Here is a 2,273-nt window from a genome sequence, read left to right on the forward strand (position 1 = left end):
GGCACGGAATTGTTCATGAGACATCCCTGATGCGGGCAGAGGGGGTGGGTGGCAAAGGCGCCGGCCTGGTCCGCGCTGGGTGCGGCCGGGCGCGGGTTCAGTCGGTGGCGGACGGCTGCAGCAGCGTGAGAAGGAGGCCGCGGGCGCGGTGACGGGCGCGCGCGACCCGGATGTCCGCGCGGTTGGCTTGGCCGATGGCCTCGTCCAGAGCGGCCAGGGCGGCGTCGACGAACGGCCTCTCGACTCGGTCCGTGGTGGGGCCGGATTCGGTGAGGTGCCAGAATTCTTTCTCCGCGGCCGGCCAGTACCGGGTCAGCGCGGCAGAGGCCCACGGGCCGGGCTTGCGGGCATCCAGCTTGATCTTGGCCTTCGCTGAGGGGTCGACACTGCTGTCGGTGGCGATCTTCCAGGCGATCCTCGCGGCGAGATCCAGCCGCTCACCGGCCCGTTCCGCGGCGGTGTGGCAGCGCTTGACGTGGTAGGCCATCTGCAGATCGTTCTCCTCCTGCCACTGCAGGATGCGCGGGCTGGTCGCCTTGAACCAGACACTGTCTTTTTGCTGGCCGTCCTGGTCGAAGCCGTAGGCACGCACCCGCAGCCGCGGCAGCAGCCCCCCGGGCAGGCGCTCGAGAGCCGGAGGGCGCTGGGCGTCCTGGCGGCTGTCCTTCAGCAGCAGCGAGTCCAAGTCCCGCCACAGGGCCCTGGCCCCGTCGGCCTCCCGCGGCTGGAAGTCACCGTCCCCTCGCCGGTCGAGGATCTGGTACGGGTCGCGTACCTTGTGCGGCGGCTCGTGCGTCGACCAGGTGAGGTAGGCGTCCGTCACCGTCCGGCCGTCCTGGGACGGCACGAGCAGCGCGGCATGACGGAACCGGCCGGTCAGCATCCGGCCCGGCCACGTCAGCGGCGGCAACGGCTCAAGCGGATCGTGGAGATCCTCTTCCCACGGGCAGGCGTCCTCGGCTTCCCAGTCGACATCGTCCTGAGGCCTGGGCACGGCCAGCACCAGCGTGGTGAACAGGTCCGGCCCCCAGGGGAAGTAGGAGACCGACTTGCGCAGCGGGGCCGCGTCAGTGCTGCCCGCCCGCTTGTCGGTGATCCGGCGGGGTGTGCACTGCCCGGACGGCCCGTAGTACAACTGCGCGATCAGATGCCAGGCGGCCTCGGCGGCCGGCACCGGCACCGGCGCGGTGTCGGTGAAATGCCCGAACAACACCGCCCCGTGCACCCCTGTGGGCCGGCCCATCACGAGCTTGTTCACCCCGGACGGGTTCGGCGCCCCCTTCGCGTCCACGCACTGGGCGCGCAGACGGGGATCCTGCAGGAACGGCCGCTCAGGATGGAACAGGTCGAACCGGCCCGCCAGGTCCTGCCGGCCGAAGTACGCCTCCACCGCGTCTGGGTCGAACCGTTCGGCCTTCAGGACACGCTTTCGCAGGTCGAACCAGCCGCCGATGTCCTCCGCGATATCCGGGTCGTCGAGCCGCTCATCGCCGTCGGCGGCGATCCTCGCCGCGATCGGCGCGAGGATCCGCAGCAAGCCCGCCGCCGCCGGCGGCACCGGGACCTCCACGTCCTCGACCTCGTGCGCCCGCTCGAACAACTCGCACAAGCCCACACACGTCGGCTCCCCGGTCAGCAGACGCACCGGAATCCACGGCTCGACCCGCAGGTCGAATCCCCCACTCACGACCATCCCCCTCCCATAGCCCTGCCCCATGACACGGCGCACAGCAAACCCCTGGCCGTCCCGCTCCGGCGTCGTGTGCGGCATTCAAGCAGCCGCCACCGACAACACGCCCGGACCTGCGAATTTCCGTGCCCAAGGCAGGCGGTGGCTGGTATCAGCGGCGCACCAGGCCACAGTCCTTGTCCAGCCGCAGTGTCTTGCCGCCGATCTTCACCGGCTGCGCGTTCCCGCCCTGCACAGGCTGGTACAGAACCCGCAGGTCCGCGAGCATCGGGTGCTGCGCCCACGACTCCGGCGGAGCGACGGTGCCGGGGTCGGCTTCCTTGAGCCATTCGGCGCGGACCGCCATGGTGCGGCGCATCACCTCCCGCACCGACGAGACCGGCACCGCGCCGCCGGACGCGGCCTGAGGCAGCAGGTGTTCACCCTCCGCATCCAGGGTCACCCGGCCGTCCTCGTGGACGTAGGCGCACAGCAGGCGCACCGAGTCGGCGCCGAGCCGGGTGGACACCTCCCACTCGTCCTCTTCACCGGGCAGATTGTGCAGGTCATGCAGCACGGAAACGCTGCGTGCCCGCGGGACGGC

General features: G+C 70.8%; 1 protein-coding gene and 1 pseudogene. Both read right to left on the minus strand.

Going from position 1 to position 2,273, the window contains the following annotated elements:
* Positions 1-97: 97 nt before the first annotated feature.
* A complete protein-coding gene (casA, locus tag RIF68_RS34855) occupies positions 98-1,771 on the minus strand; it encodes a type I-E CRISPR-associated protein Cse1/CasA (protein WP_309055537.1) in 1,674 nt (557 codons plus the stop codon).
* 70 nt (positions 1,772-1,841) lie between these two features.
* Positions 1,842-2,273 (minus strand): annotated as a pseudogene (locus RIF68_RS34860) (CRISPR-associated helicase Cas3'); the annotation flags it as partial.

The organism is Streptomyces sp., from assembly GCF_031178505.1.
Classification (GTDB): Bacteria; Actinomycetota; Actinomycetes; order Streptomycetales; family Streptomycetaceae; genus Streptomyces; species Streptomyces gulbargensis.